Below are 18,984 nucleotides of genomic sequence, written 5' to 3' on the forward strand. Positions count from 1 at the left end.
GATCCCCGTAACCGACCGTCAGCTGTTATACGGCTGGAGCTTGGCCTCGACCGGAACCTTCGGGTCGGTGGCGTTCTCGGTCACGACGTAGTCGAGCGGGAATTTGCCGCCTTCCTTGGCCGCCACCCATTGGGTGCCGATGATCGGGCCGGGAGAGACATTGGCGACCGGGCCGCTGGTGAAGTCGACCTTGCCGATCATGGTCTCGGTGTTGAGCGTGCTCAGCGCCTTGGCGACGGCCGCCTTGTCCTTGGCGTCGGTGCTTGCCTTCAGCGCCTCGAAGCCGGCGTCGAGCAGCGACATCGAGGCGCCGAGCTGCTGCGTCCACTGCTTGCCGCTGGCGGCCTCATAACCGTCGGCCAGTTCGGTCCCCGAAACGCCGGTCAGCGGCGACTTGTAGGGAAAGGCCTTGTGCCAGTAAGCGGCGCTCGAAATCTTGTTGCCGAGATCGCCCAGCGCCTCGATGTCGGACGGGAACAATCCGGTCTTGGCGACCTGGCAGATCTTGATCTGCTTGATCAGGCCTTGCTGTGCAGCCTGACGCCAGAAGGCGGCGAAGTCCGGCGGGATCGGGAAGGAGTTGAAGATCTCGACGCCTTCCTGCTTGAACAGCGCGATCTGCGAGGAATAGTCGGTGGTGCCGGTCTCGTAGGCGCCGGGATCGACGATGGTGAAACCCTGCTTTGCCAGCAACGGCGCCAGATGGGTGCGGATGGCATTGCCGTCTGCGTCGTTGGGGTACATGACGCCGACCTTCTTGTTGGTCTCGATCAGGTTCCATTGCGAGATGTAGGTCCGGAAGAACTCGTCGACGCCGAAGCCGAAATGATAGGTCCATTTGAACGGCGAGGGTTCGCCGGGCTTGGCGCCGCGGCCGAAATACCAGGCCTCCCACGGCATGACGGTGGAGAGGCAAGGCACGCCGGCGGCTTCGCAGGCGTCGGCGACCGGGTTGATCACCTCCGGCGTCGACACCGCCAGCATCAGGTCGACGGCCTGGTTGTTGATGAGGTCCTTGGCGAGCTGGCCGGCGCGCGACGGGTCGGATTGCGTGTCCTGGTCGATGATCTCGACACTGTATTTCTTGCCGCCGATGTCGAGGCCGTTGGCGAGCGCCTTGCGGGCGAGATCGAGCACATAGCCGTCGGTCTGGCCGAAGCCGGCGAGCGGCCCGGTGCGCGGGCTGACAAAGCCGACCTTCAGCGTGTCGGCGGCCTGCGCGAATGCCTGGCCGCGGCTGAGCGCAAGTGCCGCGCCGCCGGCGAGCGATGTGGCGATGAACTGGCGCCGCGAGACGCCGGATTTGCTTGAGGTCATGCTGGTATTCCTCCCTTTCCTGACGGCACCTGGAGGTCACCGCCGGCCTGCTCAAAATCGATGCCGCCCGTTCTTAAGATCGGAGATCGCCCCGGCAGGCCTTGAGGCGGCAGCGGAACGCCGCCAATGCCGATAACGGCACGATTTCGATCCTCCCATCGTCACAGTGCCCTAGGTGTTTGGTTTGGTAAAATGATATTTTGCGGTGTTTCGTTAACCAACAGGTTATGGAAATACGGCTGAAGGCCCGCTCTGCGCCAGATTGGCGAAAGGTGCTCAGGCGTTCTGGCTGGCCGCCTCGCGAATGGTCTGCAGCAGGATGGTGAAGGCCGGCGAAGGCGCAGTGTCGGTCCGCATCGTCAGGCCGACCGGCCCTTTGGTTTCCTCGGTGTTGACGGGCAAGGCGACGAAGGCGCCGCTGGAGAGTTCGTTGGCGACGACGCCTGTCGATATGATCCAGACCGCGTTGCTTTGGCGCAGGAAGGCACGGCCGAAGGAATCCGAGACGGTCTCGATCTCGGTCGCAGGCGCCGTCATGCCGTTGGTGATGAACAGGCGGTCGACGAACGGGCGGATGACCGATTCCCGCGTCGGCATCAGCACCGGAAATTCATCGAGCCGGGCGAAGATGTCCTGGCCCGGCTGCAGCAGCGGATGGCCGGCCCTCACCACGAACAGCACCGGTTCGGAATAGAGATGCTCGAAGAAGAAGCCGGTCATGTTTTCCGGCGCCGCAAGCCGGCCGACGACGAGATCGAGCGCACCGACGCGCAACTGTTCCAGCAGGACCGCGTTCTCGCCGGTGACGATCTTGATCGCAGCACCGGTATTTTCACTCAGGAACAGGCTTATGGCGCGTGGCATCACCTTGGCCGACACTGTCGGGAGCGCGCCGATGCGGATCGGATGCCGGTTGATGGCGCCGTCCTGGCGGACGGAATCGACGCCGCGCTTCAGTGCCGTGATCGCCGTGCCGGCATGGCCGAGAAAGATTTCGCCAAGCCGTGTCACCCTGATGCCGCGGCCGTCGCGTTCGACGACAGCGATGCCAAGCGCCTCCTCCAATTCGCGCAACGTCTTGGTCACGGCCGGTGGGCTGACATGGAGAAAGTCGGCCGCCCTCGCCACGCTGCCTTGCCGCGCTACCTCAAGGAATGCCTGCAGGTGACGGAACCTTATGCGGCTTTCGGACATGTTCTCATAACCTAGCAGTTAATGAAACGGCGTAAAATATCATTTTACCAAACCAAATGCCTTGTGCAATGTGAACACGGAGGATCGAAATCGTGCCATTCGTCAACATTGGCGGCATCACGCTGCACCATCGCCATATCAAGGCGAAGGGAAATGCGCGGCCGATCGTGTTCATCAATTCGCTGGGCACCGACTTCCGCGTCTGGGACGAGGTGTTGTCCGAACTGGGTGGCGAAATGCCTGTGTTGGTCTACGACAAGCGCGGCCATGGCCTGTCCGACATTGGTGGCGTCAGCTCGATCGACGAGCATGTCGATGATCTGTCGGGCCTGATCGATCATTTCGAACTGAACAATGCGGTGCTGTGCGGCCTGTCGGTGGGCGGCCTGATTGCGCAAGGGTTTTATGCCCGGCGCCCCGAAATCGTCGACGGCCTCATCCTGTGCGACACCGCCCACAAGATCGGCACGGCCGACAGCTGGAACACCCGCATCGAAACGGTCGAAAGCAAAGGTATCCAGGCCATCGCCGATGCCGTGCTCAAAATGTGGTTTACGCCTGCCTTCCACGCGGACCGTGTCGCCGAGCTCGACGGCTACTGGAACATGATGACCCGGCAAGCCGTCGCCGGCTATGTCGGCACCTGCGCCGCGGTGCGCGATGCCGATTTCACCGAGGCCGCGCAGGCGATCGCGGTGCCCACGCTTTGCGTCGTTGGCGACCAGGACGGCTCGACGCCGCCGGATCTCGTCCGCTGGCTGGCCGATCTGATCCCAGGCGCACATTTCGAAATCATTCGTGACGCCGCGCACATCCCTTGCGTCGAACAGCCCAAGGCGCTGACCACCCTGATCCGCGATTTCGTCGCGGCGCTTCCCCTGAGAAAGCAGACCCATGGATGAACTGCCCAAAAACGAAACCAGATATCAGACCGGGCTGACCGTCAGGCGCTCGGTGCTCGGCGACCCGCATGTTGATCGCAGCGAGGATGCCGTCACCGATTTCGACCGGCCGTTCCAGGAGCTGATCACCGAGGCAGCCTGGGGCACTGTGTGGGCGCGTCCGGGCTTCAGCAGGCGCGAACGCTCGATCGTGACGCTGGCACTGCTGGCCGCCCTTGGCCATGATGAAGAGGTCGCCATGCATGTGCGCGCCACCGCCAACACCGGTGCGTCGCGCGACGATATCTGCGAAGCGTTCCTGCATGTCGCGATCTATGCCGGCGTGCCGGCCGCCAACCGCGCCTTCAGGATCGCCAAGGAGGTGTTTTCGGAAATGGACGGAAGCAGGGCTGGCCATGCCAGCTGATGCCGGCTCGAACCGCAGGCCCGAGAGCGGAGCCTTCTTCCAGCGCGACCGTGGCTGGCATCCGCCGGCGCTGACGCCCGACTACAAGACGTCGGTGTTGCGCTCGCCGCAAAAGGCGCTGCTGGCCTTCGACAACACGGCGTCCGAAATCACCGGTCCGGTGTTCGGCCACGCCGTGCTGGGCGAACTCGACAATGACCTGATCCACAATTTTGCAAAGTCCGGCGAGAGCGCCATCGGCGAGCGTATCATCGTCTATGGCCGCGTGCTCGACGAGCGCGGCCAGGGCGTCTCCGGCGCGCTGCTCGAATTCTGGCAGGCCAATGCGGGCGGCCGCTACCGCCACAAGAAGGACGGCTATCTGGCGCCGCTCGATCCGAATTTCGGCGGCTGCGGCCGCACCATCACCGATGCCGACGGCGGCTATGCCTTTCGCACGGTGAAGCCAGGTCCCTATCCCTGGCCGAACGGGCCCAATGACTGGCGGCCGTCGCACATCCATTTCTCGGTGTTCGGCCACGGCTTCGCACAGCGGCTGATCACCCAGATGTATTTCGAGGGCGACCCGCTGATCTGGCGGTGCCCGATCGTGCGCGGTATCCGCGACAAGGCGGCGATTGAGACGCTGGTCGCCGCGCTCGACATGCAGGCGACGATCCCGTTCGACGCGCGCGCCTACAAGTTCGACATCGTGTTGCGCGGACGCCGCGCCTCGCTGTTCGAAAACCGTCCGGAGGGCAATTGATGGCGCAATCGCTGACCCGGCTGAAGGAGAGCCCGTCGCAGACCGCCGGGCCCTACGTGCATATCGGGCTGACGCCGAATTTCGGCGGTATCGGCGGCGTCTACCCGACAGACCTGGGCGCCACGATGCTCAACGACAACACCAAGGGCGAGCGCATTGGTTTACGCGTCCGCGTGCTCGACGGCACCGGCACGCCGCTCAGGGATGCGCTGATCGAAATCTGGCAGGCGGATGCCAATGGTTTCTACAATTCGCCGGCCGAATTGCGCGGCGATGCCGATCCGGATTTTCAGGGCTGGGGCCGTCAGCCGACCGACATGGAAACCGGCCTGTGCAGTTTTCAGACGATCAAGCCGGGACGCGTGCCGTATGGCGACGGCCGGCTGATGGCGCCGCATATCAGCCTGTGGATCGTCGCCCGCGGCATCAATATCGGCCTCCACACGCGGCTCTATTTCTCCGACGAGGCCAAGGCCAATGCCGAGGATCCGATCCTGGCCCGCATCGAGCACAAGGTGCGCGTGCCGACGCTGATCGCCGAGCGGCAAGGCGACGACTATATTTTCGACGTCCATCTCCAGGGGGAGAAGGAAACGGTCTTCTTCGACAGCTGACGGAGGAAACCAGCACATGACCGTATCGCCCTTCGACCATCCGCTGCTTTCCGGCCTGCTCGGCGACGAGGAGGCGGCTCGGCATTTTTCGGTGGATGCGGAAATCGCCGCCATGCTCGATTTCGAGCGCGCGCTGGCGCAAGCGGAAGCCGAAAGCGGGATTATCGGCACGGATGCCGCCGCGGCGATTATACCTGTCCTGTTGTCATACAAGCCGGACACCGCGCGGCTGCGGGCCGGTGTGGCGAAGGATGGCGTGATCGTGCCCGAACTGGTGCGCCAGTTGAAGGCAGCGGTCGGGGCGCCGCACGACGCCGGCGTGCATTTCGGCGCAACCAGCCAGGACGTCATCGACACTGGCCTGGTGCTTCGGCTGCGCCGGCTCATTGAACATCTCGACCTGCTGCTGACTGAAAACATTCTGCGGCTGGTGGGGCTGGAAGAACGTTTTGGCAGCCGTGCATTGACAGCGATGACGCGCATGCAGCCGGCGATCCCAATTCAGGCGTCGGACCGCGTGGCGGTGTGGCGCACGCCGCTGCAACGGCATCAGCAGAGACTCTCGGAGCAATCCAAGGGTCTGCTGGTAGTGCAATTCGGCGGCGCCGCCGGCACGCTGGAAAAGCTCGGCGACAAAGGCCCCGCAGTGCGCGCCGCCCTTGCCGCAAAGCTTGGCCTTGGCGATGCGCCGCAATGGCACAACCAGCGCGATGCGCTGGCCGAGTTCGCCGGTTTGCTGTCGCTCATCACCGGCAGCCTCGGCAAGTTCGGCCAGGACGTCGCCCTGATGGCGCAGAGCGGCACCGAGATCAAACTATCCGGCGGTGGCGGCTCATCGGCCATGCCGCACAAGCAGAATCCGGTCAAGGCCGAAGCGCTGGTGGCGCTGGCCCGCTTCAACGCCACGCAGCTTTCCGGCATGCACCAGGCGCTGGTGCATGAGCAGGAGCGCTCCGGTGCTGCCTGGACGCTGGAATGGCTGCTCTTGCCGCAAATAGCGGTTGCGACCGCGGCCGCCTTGCGGCTTGCCGCGGAACTCGCCGGACAGATCGAAAGCCTGGGGCACTGATGCGCACCCAGATTGTCATTGTCGGCTCCGGACCGTCCGGGCTGCTGCTCGGCCAGCTGCTTAGCGGCATCGGCGTCGAAACCGTGATCCTCGATCGTTCGAGCCGGGAGCACGTGCTTGGCCGCGTGCGGGCAGGGGTGCTCGAACAGGGCACTGTCGAGCTGCTGGAGCAAGCAGGCGCAGCGGCAAGGCTGCATGCTGAGGGTCTACCCCATGCCGGCGTCTCGCTTGCCTTCGGCGGCAGCCTGCATCGGCTCGATCTCACAGCGCTGACCGGCGGAAAACACGTCACCGTCTATGGCCAGACCGAGGTGACACACGACCTGATGGACAAGCGCGAGGCGGCGGGGCTGGTCACCGTCTACGAGGCGTCCAATGTCGCGCTGCACGGTTTCGATGGCGAAGCGCCTTACGTCACCTACGACAAGGATGGCGTCAGCCATCGCATCGACTGCGACTTTATCGCCGGCTGCGACGGCTATCACGGCGTCAGCCGCAAATCGGCGCCCGAACGCGCCCTGAAAACCTTCGAGCGGACCTATCCGTTCGGCTGGCTCGGCGTGCTGGCAGAAGTGCCGCCGGCCGATCACGAACTGGTCTACGCCAACCACGAGCGTGGCTTTGCGCTGTGCTCGATGCGCTCGACACATCGCAGCCGCTACTATGTGCAGGTTCCGGTTGATGAGAGCGTCGAGGCCTGGAGCAACGACCGCTTCTGGGATGAGTTGCGCCGTCGCCTGCCCGAGCAGACTGCCGCCGCCGTTGTTACCGGGCCGTCCTTCGAAAAGTCGATCGCGCCGCTGCGCTCCTTCGTTGCCGAGCCGATGCGCTTCGGCCGGCTGTTCCTGGTCGGCGACGCCGCCCATATCGTGCCGCCGACGGGCGCCAAGGGGCTCAACCTTGCCGCCAGCGACGTGCGCTATCTCTTTGCCGGGCTTCGCGAATTCTATCTGGACAAATCACCAAGCGGGCTCGACGCTTATTCAGCCAAGGCGTTGGCCAGAGTGTGGAAGGCGGTGCGCTTCTCCTGGTGGATGACGACGATGCTGCACCGCTTTCCCGATACGGGCGAGTTCGGCCAGCGCATCCAGGAAGCCGAGCTCGACTATCTCGTGCATTCGCAAGCGGCGTCGACCGCGCTGGCTGAAAACTATGTCGGTTTGCCCTATTAAGGGCGGTGCAAACTCAAACCCGTTCGAGCGCCACCGCGATGCCCTGGCCGACGCCGATGCACATGGTGGCCAGCGCATAGCGGGCGCTGCGCTCGCGCAGTTCCAGTGCCGCGGTGCCAGTGATACGCGCGCCCGACATGCCCAAGGGATGACCAAGCGCGATGGCGCCGCCATTCGGATTGACGTGCTCCGCATTCTCGGAGATGCCGAGTTGACGGAGCACGGCGATGCCTTGGGAGGCGAAGGCTTCGTTGAGTTCGATGACATCGAATTGGTGCGGTGTCAGGCCGAGGCGGGCGCAGAGCTTTTGTGTCGCCGGGGCAGGGCCGATGCCCATGATGCGCGGCGCCACGCCGGCAGCAGCGCCGCCGAGAACGCGGGCGATCGGCGTCAGGCCGTATTTTTTCACAGCCGCTTCGGAGGCGATGATCAGCGCCGCCGCGCCGTCATTGACGCCGGACGCGTTGCCGGCGGTGACGGTGCCGCCCTGGCGGAACGGCGTCGGCAATTTGGCCAGCGACTCGACCGTGGTGCCGGCGCGCGGATGCTCATCCTTCGATACGATAATCGCATCGCCCTTTTTCTGCGGGATCGTCACCGGGGTGATCTCCTTCGCCAGCCGGCCATTGGCCTGTGCTACGACGGCCTTGTCCTGGCTGCGCACGGCAAACGCATCCTGGTCGGCGCGCGACACCTGGAAGTCCTCGGCGACGTTCTCGCCGGTCTCCGGCATGGAATCGACGCCATATTGTTTCTTCATCAGCGGGTTGATGAAGCGCCAGCCGATGGTGGTGTCATGGATCTCGGCATGGCGTGAAAAGGCGGTCTCGGCCTTGGGTATGACGAAGGGCGCGCGGCTCATCGATTCGACGCCGCCGGCGATCATCAACTCGGCTTCGCCCGCCTTGATGGCGCGGGCGGCAATGGTGAGCGCGTCCATGCCGGACCCGCAGAGGCGATTGACGGTCGAGCCTGAAATTTCCTTCGGCAGTCCGGCCAGGAGCAGCGACATGCGGGCTACATTGCGGTTGTCCTCGCCGGCCTGATTGGCGCAGCCATAGACGACGTCGTCGACAGCCTGCCAGTCGATGCCGGCATTGCGCTCGACCAGCGCCTTCAGCGGGATGGCGCCAAGATCGTCGGCCCGCACCGACGACAGCGAGCCGCCGAAACGGCCGATCGGGGTGCGGATGTAATCGCAGATGAATGCCTCGGTCATGTCATGCGGCCTTTTCTTTTCCGCTTCCCTCATGCGCCGCCTTGGTGCGGGCCTGCAGGTCGCGCAATGTCGTCAGCTCGAGTTCCGTCGGCGCCGGCGTTTCGTCAAGCGCCTCGGCGAACTTTACGATCCAGCCACAGCTGTCCTGCACCTGCTGCCGCGTTGCGCCGGGATGCAACGACACCACGGTGAATTCCTTGCTCACCGGATCTGGCTTCCAGATGGCAAGGTCGGTGATCAGCAGCGTCGGCCCTGATGTCTCGATGCCGAGGCGCTGGCGATGGTCGCCGCCATTGCCATGGCCGAAGGAGGTGAAGAAGTCGATCTTCTCGACCATGCCGCGCTTGGACTGCGCCATGGTGATGTAGATCTCCTTCGACGAGGTGGCGATCTCCGGCGCGCCGCCGCCGCCGGGCAGGCGGGTCTTGGGATGCGCATAGTCGCCGATGATGGTGGTGTTGATGTTGCCGAACTTGTCGAGCTGGGCGGCACCGAGGAAACCGATCGAAATGCGGCCGCCCTGCAGCCAGTAACGAAACATCTCCGGCACCGAGACGGTCGTGACGGCGGTGTCGCAAAGTTCGCCGTCACCGATCGACAGCGGCAAAACATCGGGCGCGGTGCCGATGGTGCCGCTTTCATAGATCAGCGTGATGTCGGGCGCATGCGTCAGTCGCGCGACGTTGCAGGCGGCCGACGGCGCGCCAATGCCGACGAAGCAGACATCGTCGTTTTTCAGGGCTCGGCTGGCGGCAATCGTCATCATCTCATTGGGAGTAAAGCCGCTCATGCCGCGCTCCTCAGATGCTTTACGCGGCCGGCGAAATCGTCCGCCGTGCGCTCGAGGACATTCGCCTGCATCCAGGTCTGGAATTTTTCACGGTCGGCGGCGATGTCGTCCCATTCGAGATAGGCGGCATTGTCGCGCACATAATAGCCGTGCGTGTAGGAGGGATGCGAACCGCCTGATACCACCGAGATCGCAGCGATGGTCCAGCGCGGCAGCACGGTGAGGTTGGGATGCAGGTCGTCGAAATTGTCGACGACTTCCTCTACCGTCACCACGGCGCGCTTGGCCGCGAGCACCGCTTCCTTCTGGATGCCGATAATGCCTTCGACCAGCACATTGCCTTTTTTGTCGGCCTTCTGAGCGTGGATGAAGGTCACGTCCGGTCGGATGGAAGGAACGGCGGCAAGCACCTCGCCGGTGAACGGGCAGGTGACCGAGCGGATGTTGGGATTGACTGCCGCCAGCCCGGCGCCGCGATAGCCGCGGAACACCGCGCAAGGCAGGCCGGCAGCTCCCGCCTCGTAGGCGTTGGCCATGCCGGCATGGCTGTGCTCCTCGATCTCGATCGACCGGGGGAAGCCGTTCTCGATGGCGTCGCGGGCGCGGCGCAGCAGGCCGACGCCGGGATTGCCGACATAGGAGAAGATGATCTTCTTGGCCATGCCCATGCCGATCATCTGGTCGTAGATCAGGTCGGGGGTCATGCGGATGAGCGTCAGGTCGCGAAAGCCCTGGCGGATGGCCTCATGCGCCGCCGCCGTCGGGATCAGATGCGTGAAGCCTTCGAAGGCGACCGTATCGCCATCATGCAGGTTCTCAGCCACGGCCTGTTTGAGCGGCAGGAAATTGACCATCGCCAAGAACTCCGAAGTTCAAAAAGTTCGTATTGCGAACATTTGTTTTGTATGAGATATTTTTACATCGCGCCGCCGAGACGAGTCAAGGCGACGCATTGTCTTGCGGAGGCCGCATGGAGGACAAGGCAAAGACGCGCGACCATGTCGGCTCGCTGGAGCGCGGCCTTGCAGTCATGGAGATACTGGCCCGGCATCCGGCCGGGATGACGCTGACCGAAATGGCGGAGGAGGCGGGGCTGACCCGCGCCGGCGCGCGTCGCTTCCTGCTGACGCTGACCGCCACCGGCTATGCCACGCAATCCGGCCGGCAGTTTTCGCTGTCGCCGCGCCTGCTCGCCATCGTGCGCTCTTGGCTCGGCGGCGCCTCGCTATGGACATTCGCGGCATCCATCATGCGCGACGTCGCGGGCCAATTCGACGAGGCCTGTAACGCGGCGGTGCTGTCGGGCGAGGAAGTCGTCTATGTCGCGCGCATTCCTGGCCGCCGCATCCTCAGCGTTTCGCTCGATGTCGGCACCAGGCTGCCGGCGCATTGCACCTCGATGGGGCGCGTCCTGCTTGCGGGGCTGGGCGCGGATGAGCTGAAGGCCTTGCTTGCAGAGGCGAGGATCGAACGGCGCACGCCGAAGACGATCATCAGCCGCGCCGCGCTGGCCAAGGCCATCGACGCGGCGAGGGCGGATGGCTTTGCCGTCGTCGATGAAGAGCTGGAACTTGGCCTGCGCTCGATAGCGGTGCCGATCTATGACCGCGCCGGCAAGACCGTGGCGGCGATCAACGTCTCGACGCAGTCGGCGCGGTTCTCCGTCGAGGCGATGGAGCGGGATATCCTGCCAGCGCTGCGGACGGCCAAGCAACGGATCGAGGAATTTTTCTTCGTGTGAGCGCAAGGCTAATCGCCTGAGGGAAGCGCTGCCCCCGCTCTGTCTCGGAGACGGGACGCCCTGCGCGGTTAGCGTCGCCATGCGAACAAACGATGCCCGGGGCACCTGAGCACAATGCATATGCGTGAATCCAAATATATCGTTGACGTCGCCCTTCAACTCCAATATCGAACAGGACTATACAGGTTTACTGAACAGGTACCCATGTGAAGCGGCGCGCGGTTCAACTTTCTCCCGGCACGGGCAAGCCCGAGCAGATCGCCACCGTTCTCGAACATGAGATCCGCTCCGGCGTGCTTGGCTTCGGCGACCGCCTGCAAAGCGAGAACGAACTCGTCCAGCGCTTTTCCGTCAGCCGCAACACGGTCCGCAAGGGCCTCGAGGAGTTGTCCAGCCGTGGGCTGATCACGACCAAGGTCGGCATCGGCTCCTTCGTCACGTTCGACGGCAAGCCGGTCGATGACAGCATTGGCTGGTCGCGGGCGCTGGCCAATGCCGGCGCCAATGCCGAGACGCGGACGCTGCGGCTTGAAGTGATCGAGGATGCCGATCTTGCCGCGCTGCTTGGCATCGAAAGCCCGTTCTTCATCGCCGTCGACCGGGTGCGCACCAATGCCAGCGACGGCCATGCGATCTCCATCGAACGCAGCCGCCTGCCGCTGTCGCCCGAACTGGAGGACGTGCCGCTGCGCGGTCTGCGCGAAGGCTCGCTGCACCAGACGCTGCGCGGCGCCGGCCTCATCCCAGACCATGGCGAGGAATGGGTCGGCATCGAGATGCTGAATGCCGAAGACGCCGCCATTCTCGGCTGCCCGCAAGGCACGCCGTTCCTGCGCGGACGCCGGCTGACGCGTGCGGCCGACGACCGGCCGATCGAATATGTCACCAGCCTGCTCAACCCGGCGCATTTCGCGCTGCATATGAGGTTTTGAGCGATGCCGGACAGAACCAACGACACGCTCGATCGCGCCATGGGCGCGCTTGTCGGTGGGGCGCTCGGTGATGCGCTGGGCATGCCGACGCAGCTTCTGTCGCCGGCGCGGATCGCCGAGCTATACGGCCATGTCGAGGATTTCGTGGCGCCGTTTGCCGATCATCCGGTGTCGAAGGGGCTCGTTGCCGGCACCATCACCGACGATACCGAACAGGCGCTGCTGCTTGGTCGCATTCTGGTCCAGTCCGGCGACCGCTTCGATCATGCGCGCTGGGTGAACGCACTGCTCGACTGGGAGCGCGAGGTCAAGGCGCGCGGCAGCTATGACCTGCTGGGACCATCGACCAAGCGCGCCATCGACGCCATCAATGACGGCGTGCCGGCGGAAGAGGCGGGAAGCCGGGGCGACACCAATGGCGCGGCCATGCGCATCGCGCCGGTCGGCATCATGATGCCGCTGGAACCGCTCGACGCTTTCGTCGCCAAGGTGGCCGAAACTTGCCGTGCCACGCACAACACCTCGATCGCCATCGCTTCGGCCGCAGCAGTCGCCGCCGCCGCCAGCCACGGCGTCGCCGGTGGCGACTGGCGTGCCGCTTCCGACAGCGCGGTAGCAGCCGCGCGGCGAGGCGCCCGGCTCGGACATTGGGTGACTGGTGGCGATATCGCCGCGCGTATCGCCTGGGCGCAGGAGCTCGTGCGCGGCAAGACCATGCGGGATGCGATCGGGCTCATCACCGATCTCGTCGGCACCGGTGTGGCCAGCCAGGAGTCCGTGCCGGCAGCTTTCGCCGTGCTTGAAGTCGCGCAGGGCGATCCCTGGCAAGCGGCAATCATCAGCGCCAATCTCGGCGGCGACACCGACACGATCGGCGCGATTGCCACAGGCATGGCCGGCGCCTGCGTCGGCTTTTCGCAACTGCCGCAACGACACATTGCCGGGCTCGTCGGCATAGATATGGGGGAGGTGCGCTCGCTTGCCGAAGACCTCGTCGCGGCGCGCACGGCAAAGGCCAGCAAGGATGCCGCGGCATGAGTGGGCGTCTGGTCCATATCGGCAGCGCCGTCGTCGACTATGTCTACCGCATCGACGCCTTGCCGGCGCCGGGCTGCGAGAAGACCGCGTCGAGCTTTGCGCAGGTCGCCGGCGGCGGCTTCAACATGATGGTCGCGGCCAGCCGCACCGGCATGACGGTGGTGTTCGGCGGCCAGCTCGGCAGCGGACCGAATGGCGATTTTTTGCGCGCCGCGTTTGCGGCCGAAGGCATCATAACGCTGACGTCGCCATCGCCGGTCATGGACAGCGGCAATTGCGTCGCCATGATCTCCGGGGATGCCGAGCGCACCTTCGTGTCGTGGCCCGGTGCGGAGAGCATTCTCAGCCTGGATATGATGACGCCCGTGGCGGTCGCGCCTGATGATTGGGTGTTCACGTCAGGCTATACGCTGAGCTATCCCGGAAGCCGCGACGCGCTGACCGACTGGATCGAGGCGCTGCCGGCGGATGTTCCCTTCGTCTTCGATCCGACGCCTGTCATTGCAGACATTGCGCGCACGATCCTGTCGCGGGTGCTTGCCCGCACGACATGGCTGAGCTGCAACATGACGGAAGCGGTCGAGATCGCTGGGCAAGGCGATGTCGAGGCACTCGCCGCCCTGCTGCTCGCCGACCACTGCCCAAAGGCCGAAGGCGTCGTTATCCGCGCCGGCGCCAAGGGCTGTTTCGTGAGGTTGGTCAATGGCGAGACGCAGACCATTGCCGGCTTCAAGGTCGATGCCATCGACACCAATGGCGCCGGCGACACCCATATCGGCGGTTTCGTCAGTGCACTCTCGCGCGGCGTGCATCCCTTCGAGGCGGCGCGCTATGCCAATGCGGCGGCAGCACTTTCCGTCACCCGCCATGGCGGCTCATCGGCGCCGACCGACAGCGAGATCCAGACTTTCCTGAGCCAGGCCGCCACGGGCGAGCCGGGCCAGAACCAGAAGGCCCATCAGACAGCCTGACCCGCCAAGCGGGCAAACAAGAGAGGAACGAACATGCGCATGCCAAGACTGACTGCCCTGCTGACGGCGACCGCCGTCATCACCTCCGCGCTCACGCTGGCCGCCAGTGCCGCCGAAGTGCATGTGCTCAACTGGAAGGGCTACGGCGCCGACGAGCCGTGGGCGATCGAAGCCTTCGAAAAGGCGACCGGCAACAAGGTCGTCAACGACTTCTTCAATTCCGAACAGGAAATGCTGACCAAGATCCGCACCAATCCGGGACTCTATGACGTGGTCATGATCAACGCCGCCTTCAACGATCAGGCGATGGCGGAAAAGCTGATCCAGCCGATCGATGTCTCGAAGCTGCCGAACTATGCCGACATCAGCAAGGACAAGGCGCAATCGCCGATGCTCGACCATGACGGCAAGGTCTATGGCGTGCCGTGGGTGTGGGGCTTGACGGCGCTGGCAATCAACGAAAAGTCCTTCGACAAGCCGCCGACCTCGATCGCCGAAATGTGGGGCCCAGCGCATAAGGGCCGGGTCGTCATTCGCGACGACGCTGTCGAAGCGGTGCAGTTCGGCGCCATCGCCACCGGCCAGAACATCAACGACATCAAGGATATGGACGCGGTCAAGACCAAGCTGACCTCGCTGATGCCGCAGATCAAGACCTTCTGGAGCTCGGAGAACGACTGGAACCAGATGGTCGCCTCCAACCAGATCGACATCGGCACCTATTGGAGCGGCTCGGCCGATCGCGCCAAGACCCACTTCAAGCTGCCGGTCTCGCTGGTCGTTCCGCAGGAAGGCGCCGTCGCCTGGCTCGACGCGTTCTCGATCCCGGTGGGCTCGAAGAATGTCGAAGGTGCGCAGGCCTTCATCAACTGGATGATCGATCCGAAATTCTATGTCGAATGGGTCACCAAGGTCGGCGCTCCGGTGTCGGCCAACACCAAGGCGGTGGAAGCGCTGCCTGAAGACTCCTTCAACCGCAAGGTGATGGGCGATCCCGAGGTGGCCAAGCGCATCCAGTTCCAGGCGCCGATCACCGACGCGCAGCGCGAGGCCTATCTGGCGCTGTGGCAGCAGCTCAAGGTCGACGTGAAGTAACGCTCACGTCCGGACCAGCCGGCGGTTGGCGCCGGCTGGCCCTTCAATCCTGGGGAGGAGGGTATCATGGCGGTACAGGGTGCGGTCGCGTCGCGTAGCGGGCTGAGATCGGCCCTGCCGCTGCTGGCGCCGGCCTATCTCTGGCTGACGGTGGCGATCTTCCTGCCGCTCTCGGCCATGGTGTTCTTCTCCTTCATGACCGACCTGCCGCTGTCGGGAAAGCCGTGGGCCTTGACCCTTGGCAATTACGCCGCCTTCTTCTCGCAGAGCCTGTACCTGACGCTGCTGCTCGCTTCGCTGCGGCTCGGCCTCGAAGTGACTTTGTGGTGCGTCGTCATCGGTTATCCCGCAGCCTATGTATTGGCCAAGGTGCTGAAGGGGCGCAGCCGCGAGGCGATTTTCCTGCTGGTCATCTTGCCGTTCTGGTCGAACGGGCTGGTGCGCATCTTCTCCTGGGCGATGGTGCTGCGCGAGGGCGGCATTCTAGACACGGCACTCAACGCCGTGCTGCCGTTCAAGATCAACATCGACCTGATGTATTCCTACCCCGCAATTATCATCGGCCTGGTGCACTCCTACGTGCCCTATATGGTGCTGACCTGTTATCTCACTTTGCAGGCCATCGACGACTCGCTGATCGAGGCCGGACGTTCGCTCGGCGCCTCGCGGCTGCAGGTGCTGAAGCGGGTGATCATCCCGCTGTCGATGCCTGGCCTGGTGGCAGGTGCGGCACTGATCTTCGTGCCGGTCGTCGGCTCGTTCATGGAGCCGCGCATTCTCGGCGGCCGCACCGGCACGTTCTACGGGACGGTGATCGAGGACCAGTTCGTCGCCGTGTTCAACTGGCCGCTTGGTGCGGCATTGTCGTTCATCCTGCTCGCCGTCGTGCTGGTCATCCTCGCAGGTGCCTCGCCGGTGCTGAAGAGGGCCGCGTGATGAAGACCACCCGCATCCTCCAAGGGCTGGGCCGGTTTTACATCTTCCTGCTGCTCGCCTTCCTCTATCTGCCGATCATCATCATGGCGCTGATGTCGTTCAACGTCTCGCCCTTCTACCAATTGCCGTTCGAATGGACGACGGAATGGTATGCCTCGCTCTGGCAGAACGACAAGCTGATCGCGGCCACCTGGAACAGCCTCGAGATCGCGGTCATCACCACGCTCATCTCAGTGGTGCTTGGCTCGGCCGCTTCGCTGGCGCTCTTCCGCTACGACTTCCGCGGCAAGAAAGTGCTGCAGGCGCTGCTGTTTCCGCCGATCGCCATTCCGTGGCTGATCACCGGCACGGCGATGCTGATCTTCTTCTTCGGCGTCGGCATTGGCCGCGGCCTGTTAGCCATCCTGCTCGGCCATGTGGCGCTGGCGCTGCCCTATGTCATCGTCGTCGTCTCGGCCCGGCTGCAGACTTTTGCACCGGAGCTGGAAGAGGCGGCGCGCTCGCTCGGCGCCAACCAGTGGCAGGTGACCGCGCGTGTGACGCTGCCGTGGATCATGCCCGGCGTCATTGCCGGCGGCTTGTTCGCATTTGCCGTGTCGTTCGACCAGTTTGTCGTCTCCTACTTCCTGGCGACGCCGGGGCAGACGACGCTGCCGGTCGAAATCTACGCCGCGATCCGCAAGGGGTTCACGCCCGAGATCAACGCGGTCTCGACCATCATCATTGTCGTGTCGATGGCGCTGATGCTGTTCACGGCGCGCTTCTTCAAATTCGGCGGAGAGAAATAATGGCCGGCGTGCAGGTATCGAACGTCTCCCGCAGTTTTGGCGCGCACAAGGCGCTGGACCACGTCTCCATCGATTTCGCCGATGGCGGTTTCTATGGGCTGCTTGGCCCCTCGGGCAGCGGCAAGACCACGCTGCTCAGGCAAATCGCCGGCTTCGACTTTCCCGACTCCGGCCGCATCGCCATTGGCGGCGAGAGCGTCGAACGGGTGCCGGTCGAAAAGCGGCGCATCGGCATGGTGTTCCAGAACTATGCGCTGTTTCCCAATATGAGCGTCGCCGATAATGTCGCCTTCGGCCTGTCGGTGCGCGGCGAAACGAAAGCGACGATCGCCACCGAAGTGCAGCGCGCGCTCGATCTGGTTCAGCTCGGCAAGCTCGGCGAGCGCCGGCCGCACCAGCTCTCCGGCGGCCAACGCCAGCGTGTGGCGCTGGCGCGCGCCATCGTCACCAAGCCGCGCGTGCTGTTGCTCGACGAGCCGCTCGGCGCGCTCGACAAGGCGCTGCGCGTCGACATGCAGATCGAGCTGAAGCGCATCCAGCGCGAGATCGGCATCACCACCATCTTCGTCACCCACGACCAGGAAGAGGCGCTGACGATGAGCGACCGCATCGGCATATTGCGGGACGGCAGGCTCGTGCAGGAAGGGCCGCCGGAGGAAATCTACGACCGGCCGAAGAGCGAATTCGCCGCCACCTTCCTTGGCGACGCAAACATTTTTCGCGGCGATGCGACCGGCAACGGCATCCGGCTGCCTGACGGCACGGCGATCGCCGCCGGGGTGGGTGATCGGCTTGCCGCCGGTACGAAGGCCAGCTGCGCCGTGCGTCCCGAACGCATTCGCATCGCCACCGATGCCGGGGTTGCGGATGCGGCCAATGCCAACGCTCTGAAGGGCCAGATCTCCAAGCGCATTTTCGCCGGCAACAACAGCACCTATTTCGTCGAGCGTGCCGGCCAGACGTTGAAAGTCATCGTCCAGAATACCGGCAGTGACCGGCTGGCCGAGGGCCAGAATGTAATGCTCAGCTGGTCGCCGGAAAGCACCGTGCTGATTGCCGCAAACTAGTTCGCACCGTCACCCCGGCATGGTTCTGATGGGAATTGATGGAGCGGACCTTGGCTGATGGGCCGGCCATGGCGTTATATCCTGTCGTCCAAGGGAGGAATGGATGGCAGGCCAGGGTTTCGAGCCGGATGTGAGGGTTCGCACCAGCGAATACCGGATCGGTTGCATCGGCGCCGGCATGATCATGGCCGAATGCCATCTTGCCGCCTATGCGCAGGCCGGTTTCCCAGTCGTCGCCATCGCCTCGCNCCGGCATGATCATGGCCGAATGCCATCTTGCCGCCTATGCGCAGGCCGGTTTCCCAGTCGTCGCCATCGCCTCGCGCACCAAGACCAGCGCCGAGAAGGTGGCGAAGCGCTGGAGCATTGCGACCGTCCACGACACACCGGAACAGCTGATCGAGGATTCTGAGGTCGAGATCGTCGACCTTGCCTTTCCGCCCGACCAGCAGCCGGCGCTGATCCGCCATGCGCTGAAGCAGCCTCACATCAAGGCGATCCTGGCGCAGAAGCCACTGGCGCTGTCGGTCGATGAAGCCGTGAAGCTGCGCGACGAGGCAGCCAAGTCAGGCAAGATCCTCTCGGTCAACCAGAACATGCGCTACGACCAGTCGATGCGCGTCCTGAAGCAGATCATCGACAGCGGCGCACTGGGCGACATCGTCTTTGCGCAGATCGACATGCATGCGATCCCGCACTGGCAGACTTTCCTTCAGGACTACGACCGGCTGACGCTCGCCAATATGAGCGTGCATCATCTGGACGTGCTGCGCTTCCTGTTCGGCGATCCCTCGGAAATCACCACGCTGACGCGCAAGGATCCGCGCACGACATTCGACCATTCAGACGGCATCACCGTCTCGACGCTGCGCTTTCCCTCCGGCGTGCTCGCCGTGTCGCTGGAGGATGTCTGGTCCGGACCGCGCCAGGAGGGCTATGAGGACGACCAGCACATCAACTGGCGCGTCGACGGCACCAAGGGTGTCGC

At 64.2% G+C, this 18,984-nt stretch carries 19 protein-coding genes and 1 pseudogene; 15 read left to right on the forward strand and 5 right to left on the reverse strand.

All coding sequences use genetic code 11. From position 1 onward, the window contains the following. Positions 1 to 18: 18 nt before the first annotated feature. Together X730_RS150335 and pcaQ are read right to left on the reverse strand one after the other, a co-directional pair. Positions 19 to 1,317: an ABC transporter substrate-binding protein gene (locus tag X730_RS150335; RefSeq protein ID WP_023702148.1), complete on the reverse strand. Its 1,299-nt coding sequence runs from the start codon at positions 1,315 to 1,317 to the stop codon at positions 19 to 21. A 276-nt stretch (positions 1,318 to 1,593) separates the two neighbouring features. Then, positions 1,594 to 2,511 carry a pca operon transcription factor PcaQ gene (gene pcaQ / locus X730_RS150330; protein ID WP_023685275.1) on the reverse strand — a complete coding sequence of 306 codons (918 nt, stop codon included), beginning with the start codon at positions 2,509 to 2,511 and terminating at the stop codon, positions 1,594 to 1,596. A 92-nt stretch (positions 2,512 to 2,603) separates the two neighbouring features. On the opposite strand from pcaQ, the gene pcaD reads away from it, so the two are divergent. Genes pcaD through pobA form a run of 6 tightly spaced genes read left to right on the forward strand, consistent with a single transcriptional unit; the run spans position 2,604 to position 7,419 of the window. After that, positions 2,604 to 3,413 carry a 3-oxoadipate enol-lactonase gene (gene pcaD / locus X730_RS150325; RefSeq protein ID WP_023754412.1) on the forward strand — a complete coding sequence of 270 codons (810 nt, stop codon included), beginning with the start codon at positions 2,604 to 2,606 and terminating at the stop codon, positions 3,411 to 3,413. Continuing rightward, on the forward strand, positions 3,406 to 3,819 hold the full coding sequence (gene pcaC, locus X730_RS150320; protein WP_023685273.1) for a 4-carboxymuconolactone decarboxylase: 414 nt from the start codon (positions 3,406 to 3,408) through the stop codon (positions 3,817 to 3,819). Before pcaD ends, pcaC begins: the two co-directional genes overlap by 8 nt. Next, a complete protein-coding gene (gene pcaH / locus X730_RS150315; RefSeq protein ID WP_023826438.1) occupies positions 3,809 to 4,564 on the forward strand; it encodes a protocatechuate 3,4-dioxygenase subunit beta in 756 nt (251 codons plus the stop codon). Before pcaC ends, pcaH begins: the two co-directional genes overlap by 11 nt. Further along, positions 4,564 to 5,178 carry a protocatechuate 3,4-dioxygenase subunit alpha gene (gene pcaG, locus X730_RS150310; RefSeq protein ID WP_023826439.1) on the forward strand — a complete coding sequence of 205 codons (615 nt, stop codon included), beginning with the start codon at positions 4,564 to 4,566 and terminating at the stop codon, positions 5,176 to 5,178. The genes pcaH and pcaG overlap by 1 nt, the downstream gene beginning before the upstream one ends. A gap of 16 nt (positions 5,179 to 5,194) precedes the next feature. Continuing rightward, positions 5,195 to 6,247 carry a 3-carboxy-cis,cis-muconate cycloisomerase gene (locus tag X730_RS150305; protein WP_023826440.1) on the forward strand — a complete coding sequence of 351 codons (1,053 nt, stop codon included), beginning with the start codon at positions 5,195 to 5,197 and terminating at the stop codon, positions 6,245 to 6,247. Then, a complete protein-coding gene (pobA, locus tag X730_RS150300) occupies positions 6,247 to 7,419 on the forward strand; it encodes a 4-hydroxybenzoate 3-monooxygenase (protein ID WP_023826441.1) in 1,173 nt (390 codons plus the stop codon). Before X730_RS150305 ends, pobA begins: the two co-directional genes overlap by 1 nt. Before the next feature lie 13 nt (positions 7,420 to 7,432). Here pobA and pcaF read toward each other — a convergent pair whose 3' ends face one another. The 3 genes from pcaF to X730_RS150285 are packed head-to-tail and all read right to left on the reverse strand — an operon-like array spanning position 7,433 to position 10,282. Next, positions 7,433 to 8,638, reverse strand: a complete 1,206-nt coding sequence (gene pcaF / locus X730_RS150295; RefSeq protein WP_023725443.1) for a 3-oxoadipyl-CoA thiolase — start codon at positions 8,636 to 8,638, stop codon at positions 7,433 to 7,435. 1 nt (position 8,639) lies between these two features. Then, positions 8,640 to 9,428 (reverse strand): CoA-transferase subunit beta, encoded by a 789-nt coding sequence (locus X730_RS150290; RefSeq protein ID WP_023696236.1) that lies wholly within the window; start codon positions 9,426 to 9,428, stop codon positions 8,640 to 8,642. Continuing rightward, positions 9,425 to 10,282, reverse strand: a complete 858-nt coding sequence (locus tag X730_RS150285) for a CoA transferase subunit A (RefSeq protein WP_023826442.1) — start codon at positions 10,280 to 10,282, stop codon at positions 9,425 to 9,427. The genes X730_RS150290 and X730_RS150285 overlap by 4 nt, the downstream gene beginning before the upstream one ends. 116 nt (positions 10,283 to 10,398) lie before the next feature. Between X730_RS150285 and X730_RS150280 the strand changes: the two genes are divergently transcribed. The 9 genes and pseudogenes from X730_RS150280 to X730_RS150240 all read left to right on the forward strand — a co-directional run. Then, positions 10,399 to 11,169: an IclR family transcriptional regulator C-terminal domain-containing protein gene (locus tag X730_RS150280; RefSeq protein ID WP_023826443.1), complete on the forward strand. Its 771-nt coding sequence runs from the start codon at positions 10,399 to 10,401 to the stop codon at positions 11,167 to 11,169. Between the two features lie 206 nt (positions 11,170 to 11,375). Next, positions 11,376 to 12,101, forward strand: coding sequence for a GntR family transcriptional regulator (locus X730_RS150275; RefSeq protein ID WP_023687928.1), 726 nt, complete (start codon positions 11,376 to 11,378; stop codon positions 12,099 to 12,101). A 3-nt stretch (positions 12,102 to 12,104) separates the two neighbouring features. After that, positions 12,105 to 13,139: an ADP-ribosylglycohydrolase family protein gene (locus X730_RS150270; RefSeq protein ID WP_023826444.1), complete on the forward strand. Its 1,035-nt coding sequence runs from the start codon at positions 12,105 to 12,107 to the stop codon at positions 13,137 to 13,139. Further along, positions 13,136 to 14,110 carry a PfkB family carbohydrate kinase gene (locus tag X730_RS150265; protein ID WP_023826445.1) on the forward strand — a complete coding sequence of 325 codons (975 nt, stop codon included), beginning with the start codon at positions 13,136 to 13,138 and terminating at the stop codon, positions 14,108 to 14,110. The genes X730_RS150270 and X730_RS150265 overlap by 4 nt, the downstream gene beginning before the upstream one ends. Positions 14,111 to 14,143: 33 nt before the next feature. Next, positions 14,144 to 15,205, forward strand: coding sequence for an ABC transporter substrate-binding protein (locus X730_RS150260; RefSeq protein ID WP_023754403.1), 1,062 nt, complete (start codon positions 14,144 to 14,146; stop codon positions 15,203 to 15,205). A 66-nt stretch (positions 15,206 to 15,271) separates the two neighbouring features. Then, positions 15,272 to 16,141, forward strand: coding sequence for an ABC transporter permease (locus X730_RS150255; protein ID WP_023826446.1), 870 nt, complete (start codon positions 15,272 to 15,274; stop codon positions 16,139 to 16,141). Further along, the gene (locus tag X730_RS150250; RefSeq protein WP_023826447.1) at positions 16,141 to 16,929 is read left to right on the forward strand and encodes an ABC transporter permease; all 789 of its coding nucleotides are present in this window, start codon (positions 16,141 to 16,143) and stop codon (positions 16,927 to 16,929) included. Before X730_RS150255 ends, X730_RS150250 begins: the two co-directional genes overlap by 1 nt. After that, positions 16,929 to 17,996 carry an ABC transporter ATP-binding protein gene (locus X730_RS150245; RefSeq protein WP_023712103.1) on the forward strand — a complete coding sequence of 356 codons (1,068 nt, stop codon included), beginning with the start codon at positions 16,929 to 16,931 and terminating at the stop codon, positions 17,994 to 17,996. The genes X730_RS150250 and X730_RS150245 overlap by 1 nt, the downstream gene beginning before the upstream one ends. A gap of 103 nt (positions 17,997 to 18,099) precedes the next feature. Beyond that, positions 18,100 to 18,984 (forward strand): annotated as a pseudogene (locus tag X730_RS150240) (Gfo/Idh/MocA family oxidoreductase); the annotation flags it as partial.

The organism is Mesorhizobium sp. L103C131B0, from assembly GCF_000502275.1.
In the GTDB taxonomy this organism is placed as follows: Bacteria; Pseudomonadota; Alphaproteobacteria; order Rhizobiales; family Rhizobiaceae; genus Mesorhizobium.

Excerpts from the sequence above, each read along its gene's own strand:
- X730_RS150270 (WP_023826444.1), top strand. The coding sequence starts at position 12,105 with ATGCCGGACAGAACCAACGACACGCTCGATCGCGCCATGGGCGCGCTT.
- X730_RS150265 (WP_023826445.1), top strand. The coding sequence starts at position 13,136 with ATGAGTGGGCGTCTGGTCCATATCGGCAGCGCCGTCGTCGACTATGTC.
- pobA (WP_023826441.1), top strand. The coding sequence starts at position 6,247 with ATGCGCACCCAGATTGTCATTGTCGGCTCCGGACCGTCCGGGCTGCTG.
- pcaQ (WP_023685275.1), bottom strand. The coding sequence starts at position 2,511 with ATGTCCGAAAGCCGCATAAGGTTCCGTCACCTGCAGGCATTCCTTGAG.
- X730_RS150335 (WP_023702148.1), bottom strand. The coding sequence starts at position 1,317 with ATGACCTCAAGCAAATCCGGCGTCTCGCGGCGCCAGTTCATCGCCACA.
- X730_RS150255 (WP_023826446.1), top strand. The coding sequence starts at position 15,272 with ATGGCGGTACAGGGTGCGGTCGCGTCGCGTAGCGGGCTGAGATCGGCC.
- X730_RS150260 (WP_023754403.1), top strand. The coding sequence starts at position 14,144 with ATGCGCATGCCAAGACTGACTGCCCTGCTGACGGCGACCGCCGTCATC.
- pcaF (WP_023725443.1), bottom strand. The coding sequence starts at position 8,638 with ATGACCGAGGCATTCATCTGCGATTACATCCGCACCCCGATCGGCCGT.
- pcaC (WP_023685273.1), top strand. The coding sequence starts at position 3,406 with ATGGATGAACTGCCCAAAAACGAAACCAGATATCAGACCGGGCTGACC.
- pcaH (WP_023826438.1), top strand. The coding sequence starts at position 3,809 with ATGCCAGCTGATGCCGGCTCGAACCGCAGGCCCGAGAGCGGAGCCTTC.
- X730_RS150285 (WP_023826442.1), bottom strand. The coding sequence starts at position 10,282 with ATGGTCAATTTCCTGCCGCTCAAACAGGCCGTGGCTGAGAACCTGCAT.
- X730_RS150250 (WP_023826447.1), top strand. The coding sequence starts at position 16,141 with ATGAAGACCACCCGCATCCTCCAAGGGCTGGGCCGGTTTTACATCTTC.
- X730_RS150290 (WP_023696236.1), bottom strand. The coding sequence starts at position 9,428 with ATGAGCGGCTTTACTCCCAATGAGATGATGACGATTGCCGCCAGCCGA.
- pcaG (WP_023826439.1), top strand. The coding sequence starts at position 4,564 with ATGGCGCAATCGCTGACCCGGCTGAAGGAGAGCCCGTCGCAGACCGCC.
- X730_RS150245 (WP_023712103.1), top strand. The coding sequence starts at position 16,929 with ATGGCCGGCGTGCAGGTATCGAACGTCTCCCGCAGTTTTGGCGCGCAC.
- X730_RS150305 (WP_023826440.1), top strand. The coding sequence starts at position 5,195 with ATGACCGTATCGCCCTTCGACCATCCGCTGCTTTCCGGCCTGCTCGGC.
- X730_RS150280 (WP_023826443.1), top strand. The coding sequence starts at position 10,399 with ATGGAGGACAAGGCAAAGACGCGCGACCATGTCGGCTCGCTGGAGCGC.